At 57.8% G+C, this 25,183-nt stretch carries 24 protein-coding genes and 2 pseudogenes; 13 read left to right on the forward strand and 13 right to left on the reverse strand.

Annotated features, from left to right (window positions below):
• Positions 1-8 precede the first annotated feature (8 nt).
• Complete coding sequence (locus tag HWQ14_RS08635) at positions 9-1,196, forward strand: glycoside hydrolase family 88 protein (RefSeq protein WP_176609476.1); 1,188 nt, start codon at positions 9-11, stop codon at positions 1,194-1,196.
• 12 nt (positions 1,197-1,208) lie between these two features.
• On the opposite strand, the gene HWQ14_RS08640 is transcribed toward HWQ14_RS08635, so the two are convergent.
• The 6 genes from HWQ14_RS08640 to qseB all read right to left on the reverse strand — a co-directional run bounded on the left by HWQ14_RS08640 (position 1,209) and on the right by qseB (position 5,338).
• Positions 1,209-1,736, reverse strand: coding sequence for a hypothetical protein (locus tag HWQ14_RS08640; RefSeq protein ID WP_176609477.1), 528 nt, complete (start codon positions 1,734-1,736; stop codon positions 1,209-1,211).
• A 39-nt stretch (positions 1,737-1,775) separates the two neighbouring features.
• Complete coding sequence (gene lysM, locus HWQ14_RS08645; protein ID WP_003862507.1) at positions 1,776-2,216, reverse strand: peptidoglycan-binding protein LysM; 441 nt, start codon at positions 2,214-2,216, stop codon at positions 1,776-1,778.
• An 85-nt stretch (positions 2,217-2,301) separates the two neighbouring features.
• On the reverse strand, positions 2,302-2,616 hold the full coding sequence (locus tag HWQ14_RS08650) for a putative quinol monooxygenase (protein WP_176609478.1): 315 nt from the start codon (positions 2,614-2,616) through the stop codon (positions 2,302-2,304).
• Between the two features lie 30 nt (positions 2,617-2,646).
• The gene (locus HWQ14_RS08655; RefSeq protein ID WP_176609479.1) at positions 2,647-3,228 is read right to left on the reverse strand and encodes an NAD(P)H-dependent oxidoreductase; all 582 of its coding nucleotides are present in this window, start codon (positions 3,226-3,228) and stop codon (positions 2,647-2,649) included.
• Between the two features lie 104 nt (positions 3,229-3,332).
• Positions 3,333-4,682 carry a quorum sensing histidine kinase QseC gene (gene qseC / locus HWQ14_RS08660; protein WP_176609480.1) on the reverse strand — a complete coding sequence of 450 codons (1,350 nt, stop codon included), beginning with the start codon at positions 4,680-4,682 and terminating at the stop codon, positions 3,333-3,335.
• Complete coding sequence (gene qseB, locus HWQ14_RS08665; RefSeq protein ID WP_176609481.1) at positions 4,679-5,338, reverse strand: quorum sensing response regulator transcription factor QseB; 660 nt, start codon at positions 5,336-5,338, stop codon at positions 4,679-4,681. The genes qseC and qseB overlap by 4 nt, the downstream gene beginning before the upstream one ends.
• A gap of 139 nt (positions 5,339-5,477) precedes the next feature.
• Between qseB and HWQ14_RS08670 the strand changes: the two genes are divergently transcribed.
• The 6 genes and pseudogenes from HWQ14_RS08670 (at position 5,478) to HWQ14_RS08695 (ending at position 14,225) form a co-directional block, all read left to right on the forward strand.
• The gene (locus HWQ14_RS08670; protein WP_148418467.1) at positions 5,478-5,879 is read left to right on the forward strand and encodes a YgiW/YdeI family stress tolerance OB fold protein; all 402 of its coding nucleotides are present in this window, start codon (positions 5,478-5,480) and stop codon (positions 5,877-5,879) included.
• 118 nt (positions 5,880-5,997) lie between these two features.
• Complete coding sequence (gene parC, locus HWQ14_RS08675; protein WP_148418468.1) at positions 5,998-8,256, forward strand: DNA topoisomerase IV subunit A; 2,259 nt, start codon at positions 5,998-6,000, stop codon at positions 8,254-8,256.
• Positions 8,257-8,419: 163 nt separating this feature from the next.
• Complete coding sequence (gene plsC / locus HWQ14_RS08680) at positions 8,420-9,157, forward strand: 1-acylglycerol-3-phosphate O-acyltransferase (RefSeq protein ID WP_176609482.1); 738 nt, start codon at positions 8,420-8,422, stop codon at positions 9,155-9,157.
• Positions 9,158-9,218: 61 nt separating this feature from the next.
• Positions 9,219-10,631: a cell division protein FtsP gene (gene ftsP / locus HWQ14_RS08685; protein WP_148418470.1), complete on the forward strand. Its 1,413-nt coding sequence runs from the start codon at positions 9,219-9,221 to the stop codon at positions 10,629-10,631.
• 117 nt (positions 10,632-10,748) lie between these two features.
• Entirely contained in the window at positions 10,749-11,891 is a 1,143-nt protein-coding gene (locus HWQ14_RS08690) for an IS481 family transposase (RefSeq protein WP_432418033.1), read from the forward strand.
• Between the two features lie 161 nt (positions 11,892-12,052).
• Positions 12,053-14,225, forward strand: a pseudogene (locus tag HWQ14_RS08695) (YgiQ family radical SAM protein).
• A 94-nt stretch (positions 14,226-14,319) separates the two neighbouring features.
• On the opposite strand, the gene dkgA reads toward HWQ14_RS08695, so the two are convergent.
• Complete coding sequence (dkgA, locus tag HWQ14_RS08700; protein WP_176609484.1) at positions 14,320-15,147, reverse strand: 2,5-didehydrogluconate reductase DkgA; 828 nt, start codon at positions 15,145-15,147, stop codon at positions 14,320-14,322.
• Between the two features lie 105 nt (positions 15,148-15,252).
• On the reverse strand, positions 15,253-16,416 hold the full coding sequence (yqhD, locus tag HWQ14_RS08705; protein WP_148418473.1) for an alcohol dehydrogenase: 1,164 nt from the start codon (positions 16,414-16,416) through the stop codon (positions 15,253-15,255).
• A gap of 195 nt (positions 16,417-16,611) precedes the next feature.
• On the opposite strand from yqhD, the gene HWQ14_RS08710 reads away from it, so the two are divergent.
• Positions 16,612-17,511, forward strand: coding sequence for an AraC family transcriptional regulator (locus HWQ14_RS08710; protein ID WP_176609485.1), 900 nt, complete (start codon positions 16,612-16,614; stop codon positions 17,509-17,511).
• Positions 17,512-17,554: 43 nt separating this feature from the next.
• Here HWQ14_RS08710 and yghB read toward each other — a convergent pair whose 3' ends face one another.
• Positions 17,555-18,214, reverse strand: a complete 660-nt coding sequence (yghB, locus tag HWQ14_RS08715) for a DedA family general envelope maintenance protein YghB (RefSeq protein WP_176609486.1) — start codon at positions 18,212-18,214, stop codon at positions 17,555-17,557.
• Between the two features lie 142 nt (positions 18,215-18,356).
• Positions 18,357-19,544, reverse strand: a complete 1,188-nt coding sequence (gene metC, locus HWQ14_RS08720) for a cystathionine beta-lyase (RefSeq protein ID WP_176609487.1) — start codon at positions 19,542-19,544, stop codon at positions 18,357-18,359.
• A gap of 251 nt (positions 19,545-19,795) precedes the next feature.
• Here metC and exbB point away from each other — a divergent pair, with 251 nt between their 5' ends.
• Positions 19,796-20,527, forward strand: coding sequence for a tol-pal system-associated acyl-CoA thioesterase (gene exbB, locus HWQ14_RS08725; protein WP_003862482.1), 732 nt, complete (start codon positions 19,796-19,798; stop codon positions 20,525-20,527).
• Between the two features lie 4 nt (positions 20,528-20,531).
• Positions 20,532-20,957 carry a TonB system transport protein ExbD gene (exbD, locus tag HWQ14_RS08730; protein ID WP_001251472.1) on the forward strand — a complete coding sequence of 142 codons (426 nt, stop codon included), beginning with the start codon at positions 20,532-20,534 and terminating at the stop codon, positions 20,955-20,957.
• Between the two features lie 38 nt (positions 20,958-20,995).
• Here the strand turns inward: exbD and HWQ14_RS08735 are convergent, their stop codons facing one another.
• Both HWQ14_RS08735 and HWQ14_RS08740 read right to left on the reverse strand, forming a co-directional pair.
• Entirely contained in the window at positions 20,996-21,430 is a 435-nt protein-coding gene (locus HWQ14_RS08735) for a cytoplasmic protein (RefSeq protein ID WP_176609488.1), read from the reverse strand.
• Position 21,431: 1 nt separating this feature from the next.
• The gene (locus tag HWQ14_RS08740; RefSeq protein WP_148418478.1) at positions 21,432-21,836 is read right to left on the reverse strand and encodes a hypothetical protein; all 405 of its coding nucleotides are present in this window, start codon (positions 21,834-21,836) and stop codon (positions 21,432-21,434) included.
• 102 nt (positions 21,837-21,938) lie between these two features.
• On the opposite strand from HWQ14_RS08740, the gene HWQ14_RS08745 reads away from it, so the two are divergent.
• Both HWQ14_RS08745 and HWQ14_RS08750 read left to right on the forward strand, forming a co-directional pair.
• Positions 21,939-22,442, forward strand: coding sequence for an ESA_00282 family adhesion-associated protein (locus HWQ14_RS08745; protein WP_148418479.1), 504 nt, complete (start codon positions 21,939-21,941; stop codon positions 22,440-22,442).
• 81 nt (positions 22,443-22,523) lie between these two features.
• On the forward strand, positions 22,524-23,012 hold the full coding sequence (locus HWQ14_RS08750; protein WP_003862473.1) for a TIGR00645 family protein: 489 nt from the start codon (positions 22,524-22,526) through the stop codon (positions 23,010-23,012).
• A 122-nt stretch (positions 23,013-23,134) separates the two neighbouring features.
• Here the strand turns inward: HWQ14_RS08750 and HWQ14_RS08755 are convergent, their stop codons facing one another.
• Entirely contained in the window at positions 23,135-24,175 is a 1,041-nt protein-coding gene (locus tag HWQ14_RS08755) for an aldo/keto reductase (protein WP_176609489.1), read from the reverse strand.
• An 82-nt stretch (positions 24,176-24,257) separates the two neighbouring features.
• Here HWQ14_RS08755 and yghX point away from each other — a divergent pair.
• Positions 24,258-25,138, forward strand: a pseudogene (yghX, locus tag HWQ14_RS08760) (YghX family hydrolase).
• Positions 25,139-25,183 lie beyond the last annotated feature (45 nt).

Here is a 25,183-nt window from a genome sequence, read left to right on the forward strand (position 1 = left end):
ACAGAAATATGTTAAGTCGTATCAAAGAGGAACGTCTGTCCGTTATCGCCGCGCCCGTTGACGCCCGCGCATTCCGCGATGAACTCTATTCGGCGCGCGGCCATGTCCTCGAACTGATTAGCCGTCATTTAACGGCGTTCGGTGAGCGGTTTCCGGCAGAAACCTGCCAGCAAGGCTTTTATCCGCTGACGGACAACGTGGAGTGGACCACCAGCTTCTGGACCGGCCAGCTGTGGCTGGCGTGGGAGATGAGCAGCGATACAAGATTCCGCGAGATGGCGGAAAAACACGTCCGCTCGTTTGGCCTGCGCATCGCCGGGCGCAACGACACCAACACCCACGATTTAGGCTTCCTGTACACGCTCTCCTGCGTGGCAGCCTGGCGGCTGACAGGCAACCGCGAGGCGCGCGGCTTCTCGCTGCTGGCGGCCGAAGCGCTGCTGGAGCGCTTCCATGAGAAGGCGAAGATCATCCAGGCGTGGGGCGATCTCTCGGATCCGGAACAGGCCGGGAGGATGATCATCGACTGCAACATGAACCTGCCGCTGCTCTACTGGGCAACGGAGCAGACGGGCGATCCGCGCTTCGCCGCGGCGGCAAAAGCGCACGTGATGCAGGCGGCGACGTACCTCATTCGTGACGATGCGTCCACGTTCCACACCTACTATATGGACGTATCGACCGGCGCGCCGCGCTACGGCAACACCCAGCAGGGATATGCGGACGATTCCTGCTGGTCGCGCGGGCAGGCGTGGGGAATTTACGGCTTCCTGCTGAGCTATATCTATACCGGCGACGAGACGATGATTGCCCTGTCCAAACGGCTGGCGAACTACTTCCTCAACCGCCTGCCGGAAGATTACGTCTGCCACTGGGATCTGGCGCTGGTGGGCACCGATGCGCTGCGCGACGCCTCCTCGGCGGCGATTGCGGTGTGCGGACTGCTGGAGCTGGTAAAGCACCTGCCGGTTACGGATCCGGACCGGGAGCATTATCTGGAGTGGGCCAAAGGCATTATGTCATCGCTGACGAAGCACTACCTGATGGGCAAAGAGGAGAAGGGCAACGGGCTGCTGAAGCACTCGGTCTATCATCTTGCGAGCAACAAAGGCGTGGATGAGTGCGCAAGCTGGGGAGATTACTTCTACGTTGAGGCGCTGGTGCGTTTCACCCAGAGCTGGAAGCTGTACTGGTAACAGGCTGGGGCGTCACCACCCCATGACCTCTTTAATGACGCGCCGGTAGGGGGTGTCGAGCTGTGCCGGTACGCGGCGCATGTAGTCCTTCGCATGGCTGTGCGTCTGTCCGCTGAGGCTGTCGAGATAAGCGATAGCCTCTTCCACGGCCGGAATGCGGCCTTCCTGTGCGGCGCTTCTCGGCGGCAGGCCGGTCCAGATGAGCGCCTCGATTCCTCGCTCCCTCGCCCATGACGACAGCACACCCGCGCTGCGTTCGGTTATCAGCAGCGAGCCGATGCCATCGCAGCGATCGTCAGGAATGCCCTCCCGCTCGTGCAGGGCCTCAGAGGCCACGCTCAGCGTTGTGGCGTCCAGCCATACCCAAAGCACCGGTACGGCGGGAGCATTCATGCAGATGGCGGTCGCCAGTTCGCCGCCATCGCTTACGCGGCAAAACTCGACGGGCAGCGACGGCCCGTCGGTGTGCCACTCACCGGCAATCGGTAACGCGCCGCTTTTCCAGATTAACGAACCCCAGCCAAGACAGGCTATTTTCATTCTGTTCCCCTGCGCGACGTGAACCAGTAGCCTCAGACGTTACGCCTTAGGAATACGCAGCGTCTGGCCGGGATAGATTTTATCCGGGCTGGAGAGCATCGGGCGGTTAGCCTCGAAAATCTTGTTGTACTGGTTGGCATCGCCGTACACGGTTTTGGAGATGGCGCTCAGGGTATCGCCGGATTTCACCGTGTAGTAGGTCGCTTCATCTTTGGCATCCGTGGCGGTGATGTTGTTCTCCACCTCGCTGACGCCTGCGATGTTGCCGACGGCAACCTGGATTTTTTCTTTCTGCTCCTGGGTCAGCCCGTCGCCCGTCACGCTGGCTTTGCCGTCGGTGACGTTTACCTGAACCTTATCTGAACCGGGAATGTTGAGTTTCTTGAGGTGCTCGGTGATTTTGTCGCTCTGGCCTTTATGATCGGTCAGGTTATCCCACAGCTTTTCGCCTGCTTCTTTTACGAAGTTAAAAAGTCCCATTCCATCCTCCTGTTAATCATGAAGTCAGAATAAGCATAGCAGGTCAGAGAGATTTCCCTCTCCGAAAGGAGAGGGAAGGCAGGTTTTACACCCCTTGCTCCAGAATACGGATGTGGGTGTCCAGCACGCCACCCTTCACCGCGTCGCTCCACGCTTTCATGTGCGCGGTCTGCAAGTGGGCTTCAAGGTGCGCGACGGTTTCCCACTGCTCAACCATGATGATTGGGTCTGGCGCGGTCGCCTGGAAGCTTGCGTCAGTCGCGGCATCCACCATCGGCGCGTAGCCGTGGCAGCCTTCTTCCTTCAGAACGGTCGGGATAATCTTCGCGAATTGATCCAGCACCGCCTGGCGGTGATGTTGGCCAGGACGCGTACGGATTTCAGCAATAACGGTAAGCATAATTAACTCCTTCTAATTCCAGGCTACCAGTTAAGCAAAAATTTCCGCGAGATGCTTGCGATATTCTGCGATATAGCGCGGGACGTCCGGCATTTTAATCACGTCGTTGACGATGAAGGTCGGCAGCGGGTCCATGCCCAGGAACTGGTTAGCCTTGTGGAACGGCAGGTACGCGCCGTCTACGCCCACGCCTTCGAAGAACTGATCGTTCTCGGTGAACGCTTCCAGAGGGGCGTTCCAGGTGAGGGAGAGCATATATTTTTTGCCCTGAATCAGGCCGCCCGAGCCGTATTTTTTAGACGCGTCGGAGCGGGTGCGGCCATCGCTGGCATACAGCGAACCGTGACCTTCGGTAAACACATCGTCCATGTATTTTTTCACGGTCCACGGTGCGCCCATCCACCAGCCCGGCATCTGCCAGATTACCACGTCGGCCCACAGGAAGTTCTGCACTTCGGCCTTCACGTCGTAATCGCTGTCCGCGCGCACGACCTTAACATCATGCCCGGCGTCGCGCAGGAAACCGTCCGCGACCTCGGTCAGGGTGTCATTCAGCTGGCCTTTAGAGTGCGCAAATTCTTTTGCGCCGTTGATAATCAGAATGTTGCTCATTATTTGTCCTCGATGCTGAGAGTATGCCGGGTATTCTACGCGCGAGGACGGAGCGGAAAAATGAGCAAAATGTGCAAAGTCTTTTGCGTTAAGCGCAATAATCCCTACCAGCTGACGGCCACCTCAAAGCCGCCTTCCGGGGCGTTGCCCAGGGAAACGCGCATCCCGTGTAACGCCGCGATGCGCTTAACGATGGATAACCCCAGCCCGCTACCGGTGGCGTCCTGACCCGGCGGGCGATAAAAACGCTCGCCGATGCGCGCCAGCGCATCAGGAGAAATTCCCGCCCCGTTGTCGCGTACGGTAAAGCCCTGGGTATTCAGCGTTACGTCCACCACGCTGCCGCGCGGGCTGTAACGCACGGCGTTGTCCAGCAGGTTGCGCACCAGCAGGCTCAGCAGCAGCGGCTGCCCGTGGCGCATAACGTCCGGCGCGTTGACGTTAAGCCGAATATCAATGCCCGCCTGCTGCGCCGGGTGCCAGATATCCAGCACCGCAGATTGCAGTAAATCAGCCATCACAACGGGCTCTGCGTCATCCAGGTTATCCAGCGAATCCAGGCGCGACAGGGTGAGAAGCTGATCCACCAGCCGGGAGGCGCGGTCGATGCCCGCATGCAGCTGCCCCAGCGCTTTCGACTGCGCCTCGGGATCGTCGAGAGAGAGCTGCGCCACGTCGGTTTGCACCTTCAGCGCGGCCAGCGGGCTGCGCAGTTCGTGGGCGGCATCCGAGGTGAAGCGGCGCTCGCGGGCCATCATCTCCTGCGTACGGGCAAACAGATGGTTAAGCGCATCGAGCAGCGGGCGAACCTCCGTCGGCACGCCGCGCGTGGGCAGCGTATCGGTAGCATCCGGCGAACGCGAGCGCAGGGTTTGCGCCAGGTTTTTCAGCGGCTTCAGCTCCCGGCTCAGCAGAACAATCAGCAACAGCAGCATGACGGGCAGCGCCACCAGCCATGGCGTCAGCTGCGAGCTGACCACGTCCAGTGCCATATCCTGCCGGTACTCCCACTCCTGGCCGACCGCCACGCGGTATTTTCCGTCCGGTGAGGTGAGCCACAGAAAACGCCACGTGTCGTTATCATCCTGCAGCCGGCCGTCATCAAATCCATCGCGGCGGTAGTGATAAGGAATGTCGCGCCCGTTCTCACCGTCGTTAAGCACCATGTGGCCGTCGGCGGTGAAGATCGCAAAGGCCAGCGCATCGTCGTCGAGATGGCCGTGTCGGGCTTTTTTCGGCACCTCGCGCATGCGTTCCGGCGCGCGGAGCTCGTCCACGTCCATCGTCAGCAGCCGTTTGGCAAACAGCATCTGCTGGGTATCAAACAGCTTATCCAGCTTTTCAGCGGTTTGATGCCAGGCCACCACGCTTGCAGCAAACCAGGCCGCCAGGGAAAGCAGCAAAAAGAGGAGCGTCAGGCGCAGCTTCAGGCTCAGGCGTTCGGTCAGTTTCATGCGTCACCCAGGGTATAACCGATGCCGTGCACGGTGCGGATAAACTCGCTGCCGAGCTTGCGGCGTAAATGATGTACGTGGACTTCGACGGCGTTGCTGGAGACGTCATCGTCCCAGCTGTAGAGCTTCTCTTCGATGGCCCTGCGCGGCAGCACGCGCCCCGCGTTGCGCATCAGCAGCTCCAGCAGGGCGAACTCTTTCGGCTTAAGCACCAGCGTTTCGCCATCCAGCCTGGCGACGAGGCTTGTCGGATCGAGCGTAACCCTGCCGTGACGCAGCTCGCTGCGCGTCTGGCCGTGGCTGCGGCGAACCAGCGCCTCGAGCCGGGCCGCCACCTCAATCAGCGCGAACGGCTTACACAGGTAATCGTCCGCCCCCAGGCGCAAACCTTCGACCCGCTGGTTCAGCGCGTCCCGCGCCGTCAGGATCAGGACCGGTTCGCTGCGCCCGCTTTCGCGCCAGGCGCGCAGGACGGCAAGCCCGTCGATTTCCGGCAGCGTCAGATCCAGCACCACCGCATCATACGGTGCGCTATACAGGGCTGCCTGTCCGGTTTTACCGTCGCTGAACCAGTCCACGCTAAAGCCCATTTTGCTTAAGCCTGCTTTAATACCGTCGCCAATTAGCCTGTCGTCTTCTACCAGTAAAATGCGCATATTCCCTCCCTGATGCCGTCAGTAAACCCTCCGCAGGCGCGCGCTGTACAGTAAAAATAAATAAATTTTTCCCTTAAGAAGTTGTTAAGGTTTACCCTGTTTAATGGATTGTGAAACGACATTAAAGGGAGATATTAATATGAAAAAATACGCTGCACTTGCCGCTATCATGATGATGACCACTGCCCCTGTATTTGCTGCACAGGGTGGCTTTAGTGGCCCATCTGCGACACAGAACCAGACGCAAACCCAGCAGGGTGGCTTTGTCGATAACAACGCCAACCTTACCACCGCGGCTAAAGTTAAGGATATGAAGGACGACAGCTGGGTGAAGCTGCGCGGTAACATTACCGAGCGCCTGTCCGATGACCGTTACACCTTCCGCGATGAAAGCGGTACGGTGGTGGTTGAGATTGACCACAAGAACTGGAACGGCGTGACCGTAACGCCTCAGGATAAGGTTGAACTCCAGGGTAAAATCGACAAAGACTGGAACGAGTTTGAAATCGACGTGAAGCAGGTTATCAAGCTGAACAAATAACCCATAAAGGGCCGCCGATGCGGCCCTTTTTCTTTGTGACTCAACTCGCCAGATGAGGTAGTATCTGCGGCAATATTGCCTGAAACCCATCGGTTTCTGAGTTGAGGAATCACACGTAATGAGCGATATGGCAGAGCGCCTCGCGCTACATGAATTCACGGAAAACGCTTACCTGAACTACTCCATGTACGTCATCATGGACAGGGCGTTGCCGTTTATCGGGGATGGCCTGAAGCCCGTTCAGCGCCGCATCGTCTATGCGATGTCCGAGCTGGGGCTGAACGCCACCGCCAAGTTTAAGAAGTCCGCCCGTACCGTCGGTGACGTGCTGGGTAAATACCATCCGCACGGCGACAGCGCCTGCTATGAAGCGATGGTGCTGATGGCGCAGCCGTTCTCTTACCGTTATCCGCTGGTGGACGGTCAGGGGAACTGGGGGGCACCGGACGATCCGAAATCCTTCGCGGCGATGCGTTATACCGAATCCCGTCTGTCTAAATATGCCGAAGTGCTGCTGGGCGAGCTGGGGCAGGGCACGGTCGACTGGGTACCTAACTTTGACGGCACCCTGCAGGAGCCGAAAATGCTGCCTGCGCGTCTGCCGAACATCCTGCTGAACGGGACGACCGGTATTGCCGTCGGCATGGCGACGGACATCCCGCCGCACAACCTGCGTGAAGTGGCGAAAGCCGCCATCACCCTGATTGAACAGCCGAAAACCTCGCTGGACGAGCTGCTGGATATCGTGCAGGGGCCGGACTACCCGACCGAAGCCGAGATCATCACCTCGCGCGCTGAAATCCGCAAAATCTACCAGAACGGTCGCGGCTCCGTGCGCATGCGCGCGGTGTGGACCAAAGAGGACGGCGCCGTAGTGATCACCGCGCTGCCGCACCAGGTCTCCGGCGCGAAGGTGCTGGAGCAGATTGCCTCCCAGATGCGCAATAAAAAGCTGCCGATGGTGGACGACCTGCGCGACGAATCGGACCACGAGAACCCGACCCGTCTGGTAATTGTGCCGCGCTCCAACCGCGTGGACATGGAGCAGGTGATGAACCACCTGTTCGCCACCACCGATCTGGAAAAAAGCTACCGCATCAACCTGAACATGATTGGTCTGGACGGTCGTCCGGCGGTGAAAAACCTGCTGGAGATCCTCACCGAATGGCTGGCCTTCCGCCGCGATACGGTGCGCCGTCGTCTGAACCATCGTCTGGAGAAGGTGCTGAAGCGCCTGCATATCCTCGAAGGTTTGCTGGTGGCGTTCCTCAATATCGATGAAGTGATCGAAATCATCCGTACTGAGGACGAGCCGAAGCCCGCGCTGATGTCGCGCTTTGGTATCAGCGAAACCCAGGCCGAAGCGATCCTCGAACTGAAGCTGCGCCATCTCGCTAAGCTGGAAGAGATGAAGATCCGCGGCGAGCAGAACGAGCTGGAAAAAGAGCGCGATCAGCTGCAGGCGATCCTCGCGTCCGAGCGCAAGATGAACACCCTGCTGAAGAAAGAGCTGCAGGCCGATGCCGACGCGTTTGGCGACGACCGCCGCTCTCCGCTGCACGAGCGCGAAGAGGCGAAGGCGATGAACGAGCACGACATGCTGCCGTCCGAGCCGGTGACCATTGTCCTTTCCCAGAGCGGCTGGGTGCGTAGCGCCAAGGGCCACGATATCGACGCGCCGGGCCTGAGCTATAAATCCGGCGACAGCTTCAAGGCGGCGGTGAAGGGCAAGAGCAACCAGCCGGTGGCGTTTATCGACTCCACGGGCCGCAGCTACGCCATCGATCCGATCACGCTGCCGTCCGCGCGCGGCCAGGGCGAACCGCTGACCGGCAAGCTGACGCTGCCGCCGGGCGCCACGGTTGACCATATGCTGATGGAGGCCGACGAACAAAAACTGCTGATGGCTTCTGACGCTGGCTATGGCTTTATCTGTACCTTTAACGACCTGGTGTCGCGCAACCGGGCCGGTAAAGCGCTGATCAGCCTGCCGGATAACGCGCACGTTATGCCGCCGCTGATCATTGAGGACGAAAGCGACATGCTGCTGGCGATCACCGCAGCCGGACGTATGCTGATGTTCCCGGTCAGCGATCTGCCGGAGCTGTCGAAAGGGAAGGGCAACAAGATAATCAGCATCCCTTCAGCGGAAGCGGCAAAAGGCGAAGATGGCCTGGCGCATCTCTTCCTGCTGCCGCCGCAGAGCACGCTGACCATTCATGTCGGCAAGCGTAAGATCAAACTGCGTCCGGAAGAGCTGCAGAAGGTGGTTGGCGAGCGCGGACGACGCGGCTCGCTGATGCGCGGCCTGCAGCGAATCGACCGCGTGGAGATCGATTCACCGGCGCGCAGCGCGGCGGGTGACAGCGAAGAGTAACCTGTTTTCTCCCCCTCTGTTCCGGAGGGGGCATTTCCATAAAATTTCCCGTAAAAACGTTGTTAATTCGTGCGTTGCGATTAACAATACGCGCTCGTAATAAAGTCCTTACCTGGCCACAGGTGAAGTATAATTGTCAGCTGTCAGGGCTTCAGAGGTCGCTATGCTATACATTGTTCGTCTCATTCTTACCGTTATCTACTGCATTCTGGTCTGCATTTTCGGATCTATTTACTGCCTGTTCAGCCCGCGTAATCCAAAGCATGTCGCGACGTTTGGCCACATGTTTGGTCGCCTGGCCCCGCTGTTTGGCCTGAAGGTTGAAAAGCGTCTGCCTGAAGGGGCGGAAAATTTTGGTAACGCCATCTATATCGCTAACCATCAGAACAACTACGATATGGTGACGGCCTCAAATATTGTTCTCCCGCCGACCGTGACCGTCGGGAAAAAGAGCCTGCTGTGGATCCCGTTTTTTGGCCAGCTGTACTGGTTAACCGGTAACCTGCTGATCGACCGTAATAACCGCGCAAAAGCGCATGGCACTATTGCGGAAGTCGTGGATCAGTTTAAAAAGCGTCGGATCTCAATCTGGATGTTCCCGGAAGGGACGCGCAGCCGCGGGCGTGGCCTGCTGCCGTTCAAGACCGGTGCGTTTCATGCGGCAATTGCGGCGGGTGTTCCAATTATTCCCGTGTGCGTTTCCAATACATCGAATAAGATTAATCTTAACCGCCTGAAGAACGGACTGGTGATTGTCGAAATGCTGCCGCCGGTGGATACCACCAAATACGGTAAAGATCAGGTGCGCGAGCTGGCCACGCACTGCCGCGAGCTGATGGCTCAGCATATTGCGCAGCTCGACAAAGAAGTTGTAGAGCGAGAAGCCGCCGGTAAGATTTAACCCGGCGTTGTAGAAGGGAAAACGAATTCCCGCGTTGTTAGTCGTTTCAGATGGAGCTTATATGTCACTCAGTCGGCGTCAGTTTATTCAGGCTTCGGGTATCGCCCTTTGTGCGGGTGCGATGCCGCGGACAGCCAGCGCCGCCGGGCAGCAGCAGCCGCTGCCCATTCCGCCGTTGATTGAATCCCGTCGCGGACAGCCGCTGTTCCTCACGCTTCAGCGTAGCCACTGGTCCTTTACCCAGGGAACGCGCGCGCCGGTATGGGGCATTAACGGGCGCTACCTTGGACCGACCATTCGCGTGTGGACTGGCGATGACGTTAAGCTGATTTACAGCAACCGTACGACTGAAAATGTTGCTATGACCGTCAGCGGGCTTCAGGTGCCGGGGCCGCTGATTGGCGGCGCGGCGCGCATGATGTCGCCGAATGCTGACTGGGCGCCTGTTCTGCCTATCCGTCAGAGCGCCGCGACCCTGTGGTATCACGCCAATACGCCGAACCGTACCGCCCAGCAGGTGTATAACGGCCTGGCCGGGATGTGGCTGATTGAAGATGAGGTCAGCAAAACGCTGCCGATCCCGAACCACTACGGTGTCGATGATTTCCCGGTGATTATTCAGGACAAGCGCCTGGATAACTTTGGTACCCCGGAGTACAGCGAGCCGGGCAGCGGCGGCTTTGTGGGCGATACGCTGCTGGTTAACGGCGCGCAAAGCCCGTATGTCGAAGTGTCGCGTGGCTGGGTGCGTCTGCGTCTGCTGAATGCCTCCAACTCGCGCCGCTATCAGCTCCAGATGAGCGACGGCCGTGCCCTGCACGTTATTTCGGGCGATCAGGGGCTGCTGCCTGCGCCGGTGTCGGTTAAACAGCTGTCGCTGGCCCCGGGCGAGCGTCGCGAAATCCTGGTGGATATGACCAACGGGGATGAAGTCTCCGTGACCTGCGGTGAAGCGGCAAGCATTGTCGACCGTATTCGCGGCTTCTTTGAGCCGTCGAGCATTCTGGTCTCGACGCTGGTGCTGACGCTGCGACCGACCGGCCTGTTGCCGCTGGTCACCGACAGCTTGCCGATGCGCCTGCTGCCGCAGGAGATCGTAACCGGACCGGCGGTGCGCAGCCGCGATATCAGCCTGGGCGACGATCCGGGCATCAACGGCGCGCTGTGGGACGTTAACCGCATTGATATTACCGCTCAGCAGGGAACCTGGGAGCGCTGGACCGTCCGCTCGGACATGCCCCAGTCGTTCCATATTGAAGGTGTGGCATTCCTGATCCGCAACGTGAACGGCGCCATGCCGTTCCCGGAAGACAGGGGCTGGAAAGACACCGTCTGGGTGGATGGGCAGGTTGAGCTGCTTGTTTACTACGGTCAGCCTTCATGGCCGCACTTCCCGTTCCTGTTCCACAGCCAGACGCTGGAGATGATGGACAGGGGATCGGTAGGGCAGATGCTGGTTAATCCGGCGCCGTAAATTGCTTTTCTCCCTCTCCCTGTGGGAGTGTACGGTCCGGGGACATCGTGAACACTTGTTCGGGGACATGGTAGACACTTACAACTAAGGCATAAGAACCCGTTTATGGAGTCGCTTATGCCCTGGGATGCGAGAGATACCATGTCATTACGTACCGAGTTTGTTTTGTTCGCCTCGCAGGACGGGGCGAACATCCGTTCCCTCTGCCGTCGCTTCGGCATTTCACCTGCCACCGGCTATAAGTGGCTTCACCGCTGGGCGGAGGAAGGGGCCGCGGGCCTTCAGGGCCGCCCGCGCATACCGCACCATTCCCCGAACCGCTCATCTGACGACATCACTGCCCTGCTGCGTATGGCCCATGGCCGCCATCAACGCTGGGGCGCGCGCAAGATAAAGCGCTGGCTGGAAGACCAGGGGCACACTATGCCCGCCTTCAGCACCGTTCATAACCTGATGGCCCGTCACGGCCTGCTGCCGGGCACTTTACCGGGCATTCCCGCCACGGGGCGGTTCGAACATTACGCGCCGAACCGGCTCTGGCAGATGGATTTTAAGGGCCATTTTTCCTTTGGCGGGGGCCGCTGCCATCCGCTCACCCTGCTGGACGACCACTCCCGTTTTTCCCTGTGCCTGGCGCACTGTACCGATGAACGGCGCGAGACCGTGCAGCAGCAGCTGGTCAGCGTGTTTGAACGCTACGGCCTGCCGGACCGGATGACGATGGATAACGGCTCACCGTGGGGAGACACCACCGGCACCTGGACGGCGCTGGAGCTGTGGCTGATGCGTCTGGGTATCCGGGTGGGGCACTCCCGGCCGTATCATCCGCAGACGCAGGGTAAGCTGGAGCGTTTTCACCGCAGCCTGAAGGCAGAGGTGCTGCAGGGGAAGTGGTTCGCGAGCGGGGGTGAACTGCAGCGCGCCTTCGACCACTGGCGGACGGTCTATAACCTTGAACGCCCGCATGAGGCGCTGGATATGGCGGTACCGGGCTCGCGGTATAAGCCGTCTGCACGGCAGTACAGCGGCAACACACCGCCCCCGGAATACGACGAGGGCGTGATGGTCAGGAAAGTGGATATCAGCGGAAAGCTGAGCGTGAAAGGGGTAAGTCTGAGCGCAGGCAAGGCGTTCAGGGGAGAACGGGTCGGGCTGAAGGAGATGCAGGAAGACGGCCGCTACGAGGTGTGGTGGTACAGCACGAAAGTGGGGGTGATCGACCTGAAGAAAAAGTCGATCACCATGGGTAAAGGATGTTAAAAAGTGTTCACCATGTCCCCGAACACCTGTCTACCATGTCCCCGGACCGTACAGGGAGAGGGGTGGGGTGAGGGCAACAGCCCGCACAATACCCCTTCAATTCCCCCAACGATCCAGCGTATAATTCCGCTCCTTTTGTCTATTTTTTCTTCGGAAGCATTATGAGCGCAATTTCCCTGATCCAGCCGGATCGCGACCTCTTCTCCTGGCCCCAGTACTGGGCAGCCTGCTTTGGACCGGCGCCTTTCCTGCCGATGTCCCGTGAAGAGATGGACCAGCTGGGCTGGGACAGCTGCGATATTATTCTGGTGACGGGCGATGCGTACGTCGATCACCCGAGCTTTGGCATGGCGATCTGCGGCCGTATGCTTGAGGCCCAGGGCTTCCGCGTGGGGATCATCTCCCAGCCTGACTGGAACAGCAAAGACGACTTTATGCGTCTGGGCAAGCCGAACCTGTTCTTCGGCGTGACCGCAGGCAACATGGACTCCATGATCAACCGCTACACCGCCGACCGTAAGCTGCGCCATGACGATGCCTACACCGCAGATAACGTGGCCGGTAAACGTCCCGATCGCGCGACTCTCGTCTACACCCAGCGATGCAAAGAAGCATGGAAAGACGTGCCGGTGATCCTGGGCGGCATTGAGGCGAGCCTGCGCCGTACCGCGCACTACGACTACTGGTCCGATACCGTGCGTCGTTCGGTGCTGGTGGATTCGAAAGCCGACATGCTGATCTTCGGCAACGGCGAGCGTCCGCTGGTGGAGGTGGCGCACCGTCTGGCCCAGGGCGAGCCTGTCAGCGAGATCCGCGACGTGCGTAACACCGCGATCATGGTGAAAGAGGCCCTGCCGGGCTGGAGCGGGGTGGACTCCCGCATCATTGATATGCCGGGCAAAATTGACCCGATCCCGCACCCGTACGGTGACGATCTGCCGTGTGCGGATAACAAACCGGTTGAACCGAAGAAAGCCGAAGCGAAGGCCGTGGTGGTGCAGCCGCCGCGTCCGAAGCCGTGGGAAAAAACCTACGTGCTGCTGCCGTCTTACGAGAAAGTGAAAAGCGATAAGGTGCTCTACGCCCACGCGTCGCGCATTTTGCATCACGAAACCAACCCGGGCTGCGCGCGCGCTGATGCAAAAGCACGGCGAGCGCTATATCTGGGTTAACCCGCCGGCGATCCCGCTCTCTACCGAAGAGATGGACAGCGTCTTTGCCCTGCCGTACAAGCGCGTTCCGCATCCATCCTACGGCAACAGCCGCATTCCGGCGTACGAGATGATCCGCTTCTCGGTTAACATCATGCGCGGCTGCTTCGGCGGATGCTCCTTCTGCTCGATCACCGAGCACGAAGGCCGCATCATCCAGAGCCGCTCCGAAGAGTCGATCGTAAACGAGATCGAAGCGATTCGCGACACGGTGCCCGGTTTTACCGGCGTGATCTCCGACCTGGGTGGTCCAACCGCGAACATGTATATGCTGCGCTGCAAGTCGCCGCGCGCGGAGCAGACCTGCCGTCGTCTCTCCTGCGTCTATCCGAGCATTTGCGAGCATATGGACACCAACCACGAGCCGACGATCAGCCTCTACCGTCGCGCGCGCGATCTCAAAGGCATCAAAAAGATCCTGATCGCATCGGGCGTGCGTTACGACATCGCCGTGGAAGATCCGCGCTACATCAAAGAGCTGGCCACGCACCACGTTGGCGGCTATCTGAAGATCGCCCCGGAGCACACCGAGGAAGGCCCGCTGTCCAAAATGATGAAGCCGGGCATGGGCAGCTACGATCGCTTTAAGCAGCTGTTCGACACCTACTCAAAACAGGCGGGCAAAGAGCAGTATCTGATCCCCTACTTCATCTCCGCGCACCCCGGCACGCGTGATGAGGACATGGTAAACCTGGCGCTGTGGCTGAAGCAGCGTCGATTCCGTCTGGACCAGGTGCAGAACTTCTATCCGTCACCGCTCGCCAACTCGACGACCATGTATTACACCGGCAAGAACCCGCTGAGTAAGATCGGCTACAAGAGCGAAGACGTGGTGGTGCCGAAAGGGGATAAGCAGCGCCGTCTGCATAAAGCGCTGCTGCGTTATCACGACCCGAAAAACTGGCCGCTGATCCGCCAGGCGCTGGAGGAGATGGGCAAAAAGCACCTGATTGGCTCACGCCGCGACTGCCTGGTGCCGGCGCCTACGCTTGAAGAGATGCGCGAAGCGCGCCGCCAGAACCGCAATACGCGCCCGGCGCTGACCAAGCACACGCCGATTGTGCATCAGCGTTCGAACGGTGGGGCGGGGACGAAAAAAGCGGGAAAACGTAAGATCGGATAACGATGACCCCCTCACCCTAACCCTCTCCCCAAAGGGGAGAGGGAACTTGAACACCCTCTCCCCTTTGGGGAGAGGGCAGGGTGAGGGGAAAAACCTACCCGCCAAACTGATCCGGATCCGGCCCTAAACGCTTACCCTGATCCAGCTTCGCAATTTCTCCCAGCTCGTCTTTATCCAGGCGGAAATCCCAGGCGTCGAAGTTCTCGGCGATGCGCGACGGCGTTACTGATTTCGGGATCACCACCAGGCCGCTGTCCAGGTGCCAGCGAATAACAATCTGCGCCGGAGTTTTGCCGTACTTATCCGCCAGTTCGCGGATGATTTTCTGGTCGAACACCCCTTCGCCGCCCTGCGCCAGCGGGCTCCAGGATTCGGTCTGGATCTTGTGCGTGGCGTTCCAGGAGTGAAGCTGGCGCTGCTGCATCAGCGGGTGCAGCTCAATCTGGTTAATCACCGGTGCGACGCCCGTTTCATCTATCAGGCGCTGGAGGTGATGAACCTGGAAGTTACAGACGCCGATGCTTTTTATCAGCCCCTCTTTTTGCAGCTCAATCATCCCTTTCCAGGCGTCAACGTAATGGTCGATAGCCGGAACCGGCCAGTGCATCAGATAAAGATCGACGAAATCGAGCTGGAGCTTCTCCAGGCTTTCGTGCAGGGCTTCGCGGGGGCGCTTTTGATCGTCGTTCCACAGTTTGGTGGTAATGAATAACTCTTCGCGGGGAACGCCGGCGCTGGCGAGTGCCGCACCTACGCCGTCCTCGTTTTTGTAGGCGGCAGCGGTATCAATGGACCGATAGCCGACTTCCAGGGCTTTATGAATGGCGGAGACGACCTCGTCGTTACCGGCTTTCCATACACCTAGCCCCAACTGGGGCATCACGTTGCCATCCTGCAGCTTGATTACGGTTTGGTTTGCCATTTTTCCTCCTTCAGGTGCTCATCGCCGGAGGGAACCTCCGACGATGTGGTGTGCATTAAGTCTGGACGAAATGTCAAAAAACGAAAGTCAGGATCCTAAAAACGCCTAGCGTGCCGCTTCGTAAATGCGACGGCTAACGTCAAGGGTGATATCGCCGTGCTCGCCGATCTGAGTCATGCCGTGGGCTTCCAGCTTCGCCAGCAGGGCAGGGATGGAGCTACCGTCCAGGCCGTAGTCTGAGAGACGGGTTGGCACGCCCAGGCTTTCAAAGAAGTGACGGGTTGCTTCAATTGCGGCATCGATGCGTGCATCGTCATCACCTTCAGTGATGTTCCATACGCGCTCGGCGTATTGCAGCAGCTTAGCGCGTTTGGCGTCACGTTTTTCGTTCCACAGCGCAGGCAGAACTACCGCCAGCGTCTGGGCGTGATCCAGACCGTGCATCGCCGTCAGCTCGTGGCCGAGCATGTGGGTTGCCCAGTCCTGCGGCACGCCGGCACCGATCAGGCCGTTCAGCGCCTGCGTGGCTGCCCACATCACGTTGGCGCGCACGTCGTAGTTTTCAGGCTCTTTGAGCGCTTTCGGACCTTCTTCAATCAGGGTCAGCAAAATGCCTTCCGCGAAACGATCCTGAATTTTGGCATTGACCGGGTACGTGACGTATTGCTCAACGGTATGCACAAAAGCGTCGACCACGCCGTTCGCCACCTGGCGCGCGGGCAGGGTGTAGGTGTAAACCGGATCCAGGATGGCGAACACGGGCTGAACGTGTTCGTTCATAAAGGCCTGCTTGTCGCCGGTGGTTTTACGGGAGATCACCGCGCCTTTGTTGGACTCTGAACCGGTGGCCGGCAGGGTCAGCACTGAACCCATCGGGATTGCGCGGGTAATGTCGCTGCCGCCCGTTTCCAGAATGTGCCACGGATCGACGCCGTCAGCGTAATGCGCCGCCGCCGCGATAAATTTGGTGCCGTCCAGGACGGAGCCGCCGCCCACCGCCAGCAGGAAGGTGATCTGCTCGTCGCGGGCGATTTTCACCGCGTTCATCAGCGTTTCGTAAGACGGGTTTGGCTCGATACCGCCGAACTCGCGCACGTCCAGACCTTCGAGGGCGCTGTAAACCTGATCCAGCACGCCGGTTTTTTTCACGCTGCCGCCGCCGTAGGTAATCAGCACGCGGGCATCCGTCGGGATCTGCGCGCGCAGCTCAGCGATAGCGTTTTTACCAAACAGAATGCGGGTTGGGGTGTGAAGGTTAAAGTTGTTCATTGCTCGTTCCCTTTAGTGGGTGAAAAATCGTGGTGGCGCAGAAGGCAACCTGATGCTGCACATTGTGGCGGGCAGGCGCTATCCTCTCAATGCACATTCCTGCCGATGTCTTGCCCATTTCTACAGCGCGCTGGAGAAACGGAACGAAAATGCGCACACTGATAGCGTCGGAAACCGTACCCGGAGTAACTAAAAATGAACCGTGATGCCATCTGCCGTCAGCTAACGTCGCAGATTAAGAAACTGATAGATAATGAAAATAATGCGTCCGAACTGCTGCCGGATATCCGGCTGCTCTACGGCACTCAGCCCGGGACGCGCACCCCGGTGATGTATCAGCCAGGCATCGTTTTTCTCTTTTCAGGCCATAAGATTGGCTATATCAACGAGCGCGTGTTCCGTTACGACACCAATGAATATCTGCTTCTTACGGTACCTTTACCCTTCGAATGTGAAACTTTCGCGACGGAGGAGGTGCCCCTGGCAGGCATTCGCGTCAACGTCGACATTCTCCAGCTGCAGGAGCTGCTGATGGAAATAGGGGAAGATGAGCTTTTCCGGCCGTCGATGGCGGCAAGCGGCATCAACTCGGCAACGCTGTCGGATGAGATCCTCTGTGCCATCGAGCGTCTGCTGGACGTGATGGACAGGCCGCTGGATGCGCGTATTCTCGGGAAGCAGATTATCCGCGAAATTCTTTATCACGTGCTGCTCGGGCCGGGCGGCGGGGCGCTGCTGGCGCTGGTAAGCCGCCAGACGCACTTTAGCCTGATTAGCCGCGTGCTGAAGCGCATCGAGAGCCAGTACACGGAAAACCTCAGCGTTGACCAGCTGGCGGCGGAAGCCAACATGAGCGTCTCGGCGTTTCACCACAACTTTAAATCCGTTACCAGCACGTCGCCGTTGCAGTATCTCAAAACCTACCGTCTGCATAAGGCGCGCATGCTGATGATCCACGACGGCATGAAGGCCAGCGCGGCGGCGATGCGGGTTGGGTATGAAAGCGCCTCGCAGTTCAGTCGGGAATTTAAGCGCTACTTCGGCGTTACGCCGGGGGAGGATGCGTCGCGCATCAGAACGATGCAGGGCGCTTAGGCTTTTGATTCTCTCCCCACGGGGAGAGAATCAGGATGGGGAATCAGGCGCTGCAATACTTCTTCTTAATCACCACCGCGATTGTGCCGACCAGGCCCGCAACCAGCAGGAAGATCGGCAGCACCATCAGGAACGTCATCACCTGGTCTTCATGGCGCTTAACAAACGGGATCATGTTCAGCGCGTAGCCGAGCGTGGTTACCACGCCCACCCAGAGCAGGGCGCTCAGCCAGTTGAAGAACTGGAAGCGGCGGTTGGACAGGCCCGATATGCCCGCCATCGTAGGCAACAGGGTGTGAACAAACGCCAGAAAACGCCCGGCGAGCAGCGCCAGCAGGCCGTGGCGGTCAAACATGCAGGTGGCGCGCTGGTGATATTTATGCGGCAGCTGTGCCAGCCAGCCTTTCACCGCGCGGGTGTTTCCGAGCCAGCGCCCCTGAAGGTAGCTCAGCCAGCAGCCGAGGCTGGCCGCCGAGGTGAGGATCACCATTGTCGGGGCGAAGTCCATCACCCCCTTGCCGATCAACGCCCCAGCGAGCAGAAGCAGGCTGTCGCCGGGTAAAAATGAGGCTGGCAGTAGTCCATTCTCCAGAAACAGCGTCGCGAACATCACGAAATAGACAATCCCGACGACGTGCGGGTCCGCCAGCGCGGCAAAATCGTGTTGCCAGAGCGCCGTGATGATATTTTGAATAACAGCCATGGACTTTCCTGTGGAACAGCAGATATAACGCTATTGTACTCCCAAATTGGCCTGTCGGGGTTGATCGCAGGTGCATCTCATACAGACTTTTCCGCTTGCGGTGTTCAGAATGGCGTCCGGGGCGTACATTTCAGCCAGCACTTTACACGATGCGCTCAAATCCTGCCGATAAATCCGCAATTAAATCGTCCACATTTTCCAGCCCGATATGCAGGCGGATCAGGGTTCCTTCGAAGTCCACTTCGCCGCCCGGGCGCAGTGCCGCAATCTGTTCCGGCTGGTTAGGCAGGATCAGGGATTCGAATCCACCCCATGAATAGGCCATGCTGAAGAGGGTAAAGTTATCCAGATAGCGTGCCAGCTCGGCGTCATTGAGCCGCTTTTTAAGAACAAAAGAGAACAGCCCGCTGCTGCCCGTAAAGTCACGTTGCCAGTATTCGTGTCCTTTGCTGCCCGCCAGCGCCGGATGGTTAACGCGCTCCACCTGCGGGTGCAGGGCCAGCCACTGCGCGATTTGCAGGCTGCTCTCATGATGCTGGCGCAGGCGCACGCCGAGCGTGCGGATGCCGCGGCTGGTCATGTAGGCGGTATCGGCGTCCACCATCTGCCCCATCAGGTAGGCATTTTCACGCAGCTGGTCCCAGCAGCGGGCGTTGGAAACCGCCGTGCCAATCATGGCGTCGGAGTGACCAATCAGGTATTTGGTGGCCGCCTGAATGGAGATATCAACGTCAAACTCCAGCGCTTTAAACAGCACGCCCGCCGCCCAGGTGTTGTCGATCATCACGATCGCCTCCGGAGCTTTACTGCGCACCGCCTTCACGATGGCCGGGACGTCATGGACTTCCATGGTGATGGAGCCGGGAGATTCCAGAAACACCACGCGCGTGTTGGGCTGAATATGGTCGGCAATACCTGCCCCAATCAGCGGATCGAACCAGCTGGTAGTGACGCCGAGCTTGCTGAGGATTTTGGTGCAGAAGTCCTGGCTTGGCTCGTAGGCGGTATTGGTCATCAGGACATGGTCGCCCTGTTCCACAAACGCCAGGATGGTATTGGCGACCGCCGCCGCACCGCACGGGAACAGCGCGCAGCCCGCGCCGCCCTCCAGTTCGCACATGGCTTCCTGCAGCGAGAAGTGGGTTAGCGTGCCGCGACGACCGTAAAACAGCCCGCCCTTTGCGCGATTGCGCGTTGCGATTTTTTTATCCTCAACGGTATCAAACACCAGCGACGAGGCGCGCTGTATCACGCTGTTGACCGAGCCCTGGGTGTATTTTTTGCTGCGTCCTGCCTGCACCAGCGTGGTCTCAAGCTGCTTCTTAGTCATGTTCGCTAACCCTATTTTTATACGTCTGGACGTCCAGACTACCACGATTGCAAAAATGTGCATCCGCATGCTTATCGAATAAGCAGAAAATATTATTAAAAATACGCATAAAAAATTTTTACTGCGTAAGCGCAAGGAAAGTGAGCGAAAATTACGGCACTATGTAAATACTAATGAGAACTACTATCAATTCGACGACGTTTTGATATTATTACGTTCAGATTTTGTGATTTGCGTCCTGGAGATACAGAGTGGGTAATAATTTGATGCAGACGGATCTCTCCGTTTGGGGCATGTATCAACATGCTGACATCGTAGTTAAGATTGTGATGATCGGCCTGATTCTGGCGTCCGTGATCACCTGGGCTATCTTCTTCAGCAAGAGCGCCGAACTTCTTTCACAAAAGCGCCGCCTCAAGCGTGAGCAGAAGCAGCTGGCAGAAGCCCGCTCTCTGGATCAGGCTTCTGATATAACCTCGTCCTTTCATGCGAAAAGCCTGACCACACTGTTAGTGAACGAAGCTCAGAACGAGCTGGAACTCTCCGCAGGCAGTGAAGATAACGAAGGCATTAAAGAGCGTACCGGCTTCCGTCTGGAACGTCGCGTTGCTGCCGTTGGCCGTCATATGGGCCGCGGTAACGGCTATCTGGCGACTATCGGCGCGATCTCCCCGTTCGTCGGCCTGTTCGGTACCGTCTGGGGCATCATGAACAGCTTTATCGGCATCGCCCAGACGCAGACCACTAACCTGGCGGTGGTTGCGCCGGGTATCGCAGAAGCGCTGCTGGCAACGGCTATCGGCCTGGTCGCCGCTATCCCGGCGGTCGTTATCTATAACATTTTTGCCCGCATGATTGGCAGTTACAAAGCCACCCTGGGCGACGTTGCTGCGCAGGTTCTGCTGCTGCAAAGCCGCGATCTGGACCTGAACGCCAGCGCCGTTAAGCCGGTGCATGCGGCGTCCAAACTGCGCGTAGGTTGATTGTATGGCAATGCGTCTTAATGAAAATCTGGACGATAACGGCGAAATGCATGAAATCAACGTGACGCCGTTTATCGACGTTATGCTGGTTCTGCTGATTATCTTTATGGTTGCCGCGCCGCTGGCGACGGTGGACGTGAAGGTGAATCTGCCCGCGTCCTCCAGCCAGCCGCAGCCGCGTCCGGAAAAGCCTATCTACCTGTCGGTGAAGGCGGATAAATCCATGTTCCTCGGCAACGATCCGGTGACGGATGCCTCCGTTATTCCGGCGCTGGACCAGCTGACCGGCGGCAAGAAAGACACCACCGTCTTCTTCCGCGCGGATAAAACCGTCGACTATGAAACCATGATGAAGGTTATGGACACGCTGCATCAGGCGGGGTACCTGAAGATTGGTCTGGTCGGCGAAGAGAAAGCGGCCGCGAAATAAAACGAAGAGCTGGCGAAAGCCAGCTTTTTTTTGCGCGGTTAAGCGTGAGCGTCCGGGGATACCGCCGGTGCCTCTTCATTGAGCGCCACGCAGGTGACGTTTGATGTGCGGTAACGGCCTTCTGAAAGCCTGCGGGTCAGGCGCAGGGTAGCGGTCTCGCGGGCCAGCAGGTATTGATAGTTCGCCTCCAGCCGGCCGAGGAGCTTCTCCTTAAGCTCAGGACGCTGGTCGATAAGGGCGTTCATCACCGCGCCATAAATCTCCTCTTTGACCTGCAAGGGATAGATTTCCCGACGATTGTGCCATTTCAGGCGCACCAGCGCGGCCGGGATCGAAATCAGATCCTGGGTGATTCGCGTCATCTCGTCATTTTTTATCTTTTTTAGCGCGTCTAGATTCTGCTTTAAGATAAATTCATCGCTTTTTTTATCATCTAAAGTCAAATAAACGTTATTGCCGCTCTCATTATTCACGCTATTCTTCCCCCAGGTTATAAAAAATGGGACCGTTTTTTTCTCGGGTGATTAAATTAAGCCAAATTTCATTTCCGGCTTCATTTATTTGCTGGGTTTTTTCGGCCATTATTTGACTTAGAGCCTGGGCATCTATTTCCCCTTCGGCCTGCAAATCATTTAGCAGATGAACAAACGCTTCGATCTTGATGGCCCGAAATAAGCGGTCTTTTAAATGGCGGTCGTGCTCTTCCAGCACCATATTACGGGATTTCCCGGTACGCGAAACGCCAATTAATATGTCGGCTTCATAGTCGGAGAGTTTTCTTTTTCCTTGAGTGAAATTCGCCTCTTTATCTGCTTCCGTCGTAGGCTGTTCCACAGGCGTAATGTGGTACTTTGCCGGGACAAGATTGTCGGGCAGCATTTTAATTTCCTTTAATTTCAAAAAGGTGGGAATGGAAAAAGGGTGAGATTCGTTGACAATAACATGAGGCAATTTTAAAATCAAAAAAAATGGAGCCTACCCATGAACAGCATTTTCTTTACGGTTATAACGTTACTGTTACTGACCGCTGGCGTGCTTTTATTGATGCGAGAGTTTAATAAGCCGAAAGTGTCGAAAGATGCCGGTGAAGCACCGCAGCCAGAATTGATGTCCAAAGAAGAGGGCGAAGATCATTTCTCCCTGTTGATGAACGCCGTGACGCCGGTCTGGTACTGGCGGGTCAATCACGAATATATCGATTTTCTTCATGCGACAATAAAGCGCATGAAAATGTCCGACATTAATGATACGCCGGGGCTGTTCGACGCGCAGCGCCGGTGTAGCGACCTTAATTCGGCCGTTTATAAATATTATGACAATATCAAAAAGCGCTGTCTGAATGGCGAGAAGGTCTCATATTCCGATTTAGACGTATTAAACCTGCGCCAGTGTTTTCGCGAGTTTAGCCTGGAGGCCTACCCGGAGCTGGTGGGGCTGGTCTGGCCGGAGTACGCGCGCCCGCAAGTGGATCCTGATGAGGTGTAAGCGACCTCCTGGTTAGTTGTTGCAAACAGCCAGCGACGTTGAGATATACTGGACGCTGGTTTCGTTTGCAGACAGGATTTTATGGAACGCTTCTTTGAAAACGCAATGTATGCCTCTCGCTGGCTGCTCGCACCCGTCTATTTTGGTCTCTCCCTGGCGCTGGTCGCCCTGACGATCAAGTTCTTCCAGGAGATTTTCCACGTCCTGCCAAACATTTTCTCGGTGGCGGAAGCAGACTTAATTCTGGTGCTGCTGTCGCTGGTGGATATGACGCTGGTGGGCGGATTACTGGTGATGGTGATGTTCTCCGGCTATGAGAATTTTGTCTCTCAGCTGGATATCGCCGAGCACAAGGAAAAGCTCAGCTGGCTCGGTAAGATGGACGCGTCATCGCTGAAGAATAAGGTTGCGGCGTCGATTGTGGCGATTTCGTCTATCCACCTGTTACGCGTATTCATGGACGCCAAGAACGTCCCGGATAACAAGCTGATGTGGTATGTGATTATCCACCTGACGTTCGTGCTGTCGGCGTTTGTGATGGGGTATCTGGATAAGATCAGCAAGAAGTGATTTTACCGCGGCCCTCACCCTAACCCTCTCCCCGGAGGGGAGAGGGGACTGTCCGGTGCGGCCTTTTACCCTCTCCCCTTTGGGGAGAGGGACAGGGTGAGGGGTCAGGGAAACAGGCCGCACTATTTATCCGACGAGGCCTGCCACAGGTTCAGCTCACCATCCGCAACGTGCTGGTCAATCCGCGTCAGTTCATCTTCGGTAAAGCGCAGGTTAGACAGCGCCTGAACGTTCTCCTCCAGCTGTTCCGGGCGACTCGCGCCAATCAGCACTGACGTTACTCGCTCATCCTTCAGCAGCCAGCTCAGCGCCATCTGCGCCATCGTCTGCCCGCGCGCGTGCGCCATCTCATTCAGCAGACGAAGGCTGCTCAGGTTGGCTTCTGTCAGCATGTTCTCCGTCAGGCCGCGCACTTTCTTGCCTTCGCGCTGCATGCGTGAACCGTCAGGAATACCGTTCAGGTATTTTCCGGTCAGCAGGCCCTGAGCCAGCGGGGTGAAGGCGATACAGCCCGTCCCGTTTTCCTCCAGCGCATCCAGCAGGCCGGTCTTGTCGACCCAGCGGTTCAGCAGGTTGTAAGACGGCTGATGGATCAAAAGCGGGATTTTCCACTCGCGCAGCAATTCGGCCATCACCTTCGTGCGTTCCGTGGAGTAGGACGAAATACCCACATACAGCGCTTTTCCGCTCTGCACCGCGTGTGCCAGCGCGGAGGCGGTCTCCTCCATCGGCGTGTTTTCGTCCACGCGGTGAGAATAGAAAATATCCACATAGTCCAGGCCCATGCGTTTCAGGCTCTGGTCGAGGCTGGCGAGCAGGTATTTACGAGAGCCGCCTGAACCATACGGGCCTGGCCACATGTCATAACCCGCTTTGGTGGAGACGATCAGCTCGTCGCGATAGCCGGCAAAATCTTCCCGCAGCAGCCGACCAAAGTTCTCCTCAGCGCTGCCCGCAGGGGGGCCGTAGTTATTGGCAAGGTCAAAATGGGTAATGCCGAGATCGAAGGCTTTACGCAGCAGCGCGCGCTGTGAATCGAGCGCCTGTACGTGGCCAAAGCTGTGCCACAGGCCCAGCGACAGCGCCGGCAGGCGCAGGCCACTTTTACCGCAGTAACGGTACTGCATATTCTCGTATCGGCCGGTGTAAGGGTGCCAGGACATGATGTCTCCTTTCGTGTCGATGAATTTTCGAAACAGCGTTTTCATTCTATGCTTATCAAACCATAAATCGTGGAGATAAGCGATGACGCGCCTGACTGCCAAAGATTTTCCACAAGAGCTGCTCGATTACTACGACTACTACGCCCACGGTAAAATCAGCAAACGAGAATTCCTTAACCTCGCGGCACGCTATGCCGCTGGCGGCGTGACGGCGCTGGCGCTGTTCAATATGCTTAAACCCAATTACGCCCTCGCAGAGCAGGTCAAATTTACCGACCCGGATATTCTCCCGGAATATATTTCCTATCCCTCACCTGAGGGGCATGGCGAGGTACGCGGTTACCTGGTGAAACCCGCTAAGGCCCGCGGAAAAATACCTGCCGTGGTGGTGGTGCATGAAAACCGCGGCCTGAACCCGTATATCGAAGATGTGGCACGCCGCGTGGCAAAAGCCGGTTATCTGGCCCTGGCACCGGATGGCCTCAGTTCGGTGGGCGGTTATCCAGGCAACGACGAAGAGGGGAAGGCGCTACAGCAGAAGGTGGATCCGACAAAGCTGATGAATGACTTCTTTGCCGCCGTCGGGTTCATGAAGGATCGTCCAGATGCGACCGGCAAAGTGGGGATAACCGGCTTCTGCTATGGCGGCGGCGTATCTAATGCCGCAGCAGTCGCTTACCCGGAGCTGGCGTGCGCGGTGCCGTTTTATGGCCGACAGCCGCCGATGTGGCGAAAATCAACGCGCCGCTTCTGCTGCACTATGCGGAGTTCGATAAAAATATTAATGAAGGATGGCCTGCGTACGAGGCGGCCCTTAAGGCCAATAATAAGGTGTATGAAGCCTACATCTACCCCGGCGTTAACCACGGCTTTCATAACGACTCCACCCCGCGATACGACGAGCCCGCAGCCGGGCTCGCCTGGAAACGCACGCTGGGGTGGTTTGAGAAATACTTGAGCTAACGCTCTGCGTTGGGCCAGCGGATTGCCGGGCAGGGGGAACTGCCG

This window comes from Enterobacter cloacae, assembly GCF_013375935.1.
In the GTDB taxonomy this organism is placed as follows: Bacteria; Pseudomonadota; Gammaproteobacteria; order Enterobacterales; family Enterobacteriaceae; genus Enterobacter; species Enterobacter pasteurii.